The following is a 2,793-nucleotide window of genomic DNA, read 5'->3' on the forward strand; positions in this document are numbered from 1 at the left end:
AGCCCAACTGGAAGGTCAGGTTGAACATGAAGCAAGCCACCGCATACGGGGCCAGCTTGATGAACATGCCGATCAGGTGCATGCAGATCTCGAACAAGCCCTGCATGGCATTTTTGAACGCGTTGGTACCGGCGGTGGGCTTCATCACCAAGCCAATGCCAATCATCAACGCAAAAAAGACGATGCCGAGTTTTTGCTTGTCATCGCCCATCGCACCCACAATGTTGTGCGGCACGATATTGACCAACAGATCCATCAAGCGCAGCTCGTTGCCCTTGCTGACAATTTCGCCGGCCTTGAGCACATTACTGCTCATGGTTTTTTGTACCAAGGCCGGGTCCATGTGCAAGCCGGGCTGCAATACATTGACGCACAGCAGGCCGATGCCCACCGCCGCCGCAGTAACGACAGCGGTATAGGTCAAGGTCTTCCAGCCCAGCCGGCCCAATGCGGCGATATCGCCTAGCTCGGCCACGCCCAGCACCAGTGCCGAAAAAATCAGCGGCACCACCAGCATGAACAGCAAATTGAGGAAGATTTGCCCGAACGGTTTGCTGGCATAGTCAATGACACTGTGAATCCACGCCGCATCGAGTGCATACGCATGCCCGGCAAGGCCCAGCGCGGTACCCAACACGAAGCCGATCAGCACTTTGTAATGCAGCGGCATGCCCTTGGCAGGCGTGGATGGCGAAGACTCGATGGAATGCATGCGCTACTCGCGGGCCAAATCAGTGCGCCAGCTTAGCAAACACCACGGCGCATTCTGAACTTCATTCCGGATATAGCGCAGGCAGTAGGGATTGCGCCCGTTGCTGCGTCGGCTGCCACTGCGGGCCCGCTGCAAATGCTTGGCGCAGTGCGGCCAGCGTGGCCGCAGTCTCCTTGCCGCCCCAGCGCGCGGCCTGCAACTGGCGCACGGCGTCACGCTGGGCGGCGCTGGCCAAGTGCGCAAGGACGGCATCCAAATCCCCGTCTGGCTGGCCGGCCGCGTGGCACAAGGCCTGCGCGATCATCGCCAAATCAGCTTGTTGCAAGGCCTGCGGCAATTGTGGCGCAGCCGGGGTACTGGTAGATGGTGGTTGCGGATGCCGCGCGGCACGCCAGCGCCACACGCCGATCAGCAAGACCGGCACCAGGGCCAAGAACCACCACCCTCGAACGCCATCGCGTGCAGGTGTTGCTGGGGCCGGGGTGGCGGGCGCATGGGACCGCAGCACCGGACGTGTTGCTGTCGGCTTCGCGTTGCCCGGTGAGCCAGCGGCGGCGGCCACGTGCAGCGCCAGTGGCGGCAAACTTGCGCTGCGTGCCCGCCCTTGCACGGCATCCCACCATGCGATGTGTGGGCCAGCAATCACCACGTCGCCAGCTTGCGCGGGCAGCAGTGCAAATTTGCGCCGCACCCATGTGCGTGGGCGGCCTTCGACGAATTGCTCCTCCACCTGCGGCGGCTCGGCGAACACTTGCACAGCGGCGGGCGCGTCCAAAGTGATTGCCGGCACCTGTGCAGCGGTGGCACCGTCGGCCAGCAGCTCGATCACCACATTCACGGCCTGTCCGCTGACGGCGGACTTGGGTTGTTCCAGATAGCGCAAGGTCAGCGCGTGCAACGGCAACCACGGCAGCGGCGCGTTGGCCGGAATCGGCTGCACCTGCAAGCGTTGCGCCGGTGCCGCTGCCGATAGCGGCCGGCGGTCGCCATCCATGCCTTGGTCGATGGTGCCGCCCGCAGCCACGCCATTGAGCCGCGCACCCGGCAGCACCAAACTGCCGCTGCGTTCGGGGATCAGCAGATAGCGCCGCTCGACCACATTGAAATGCCGGCCACCGATGTCGCGCGGGTAGGTGGCATCCTCGCCCACCCGCTGCACGCTGGCATTGGCGGGCGCGTCCAGATCCAGTTGCCCTGAAAGCAGCGGCACCGCGTAATGCAAGCGCACGGTCACGCCGACGGCTTGCTGCACATACGGCTGGGTGGCATCCACCACGGTTTCGACAAACACATCGCTGGTGGCAGTGGCCGGTTGCACCTGCGCCGGCATCACCTGTAATGACAACGGCGCGGTAAGTGCCGACCCCACCCGCAGCGCCGGCACCGTTAGTGTGCCCAATCCGCGTGGGCGCAGCCCGATGGCGAACACGCTGTTGCGCTGCATGCGCCCATCGCGCAACGCAATACGTTGCCGCATGTTGTGCCCACCAATTTCAAATTGACCTTGTAGCGGCGCGTCGTCGATCTGTTGGATGGCTTGGTCGGTTTCGATGGTGAGCACGACGGTTTCACCCGCGTGAATCTGCGTGCGATCCAGCCATGCACGCGTCTGCGCGAATGCGGGCGTTGCCAGCATCGCAAGCAGCAACCAGACGACCGCCCACCGCCGCTTCACGGCCCATCCCCGCGTCGGCGTTGCGCCTCTAACTGAAAGCGTGCACGCAGCAGGGCTCCGGGGTCATCGGGCACGCGCTGCAACCATGCTTGATTGGCAAGCCGCTGCTCACGCTGCTGGGGGGTTTCTGGGCGCGGCGATGCTGCCGCTGGCTGCGGCTTGCCCGCTTGCGCCGGTAGTTGCCGCAGGGCCTGCTGCATGCGCTGCCGTTGGGCGGCGTCGGCTTTTTGTTGTGCTTGTGGCGACTGCGCAGGCGGCGGTTGCGGCTGACCTTGTGCTGGCTGTTGCGAGGGCTGTTGCTGCGATGGTTGCGGTGCTGTTTTTTGCGATGGCTTGCCCTGTTCTTGCGGTTGCGGTTGCGGTTGCGGTTGCGGTTGCGGTTGCGGTTGCGGTTGCTGTTGCAGTT

The 2,793-nt window shown here is 63.9% G+C and carries 2 protein-coding genes and 1 pseudogene; all 3 read right to left on the minus strand.

Annotation, left to right across the window (positions count from 1 at the left end):
• Positions 1 to 712: cation:dicarboxylase symporter family transporter (locus QWB57_RS05275; protein ID WP_288968632.1), on the minus strand; the 712-nt coding region annotated here is incomplete at its 3' end.
• 61 nt (positions 713 to 773) lie between these two features.
• Positions 774 to 2,387, minus strand: a complete 1,614-nt coding sequence (locus QWB57_RS05280; protein ID WP_288968633.1) for a BatD family protein — start codon at positions 2,385 to 2,387, stop codon at positions 774 to 776.
• Positions 2,384 to 2,793 (minus strand): annotated as a pseudogene (locus QWB57_RS05285) (hypothetical protein); the annotation flags it as partial. The pseudogene QWB57_RS05285 and the gene QWB57_RS05280, both read right to left, overlap by 4 nt.

The sequence above is a fragment of the uncultured Thermomonas sp. genome (assembly GCF_937872235.1).
Classification (GTDB): Bacteria; Pseudomonadota; Gammaproteobacteria; order Xanthomonadales; family Xanthomonadaceae; genus Thermomonas; species Thermomonas beijingensis.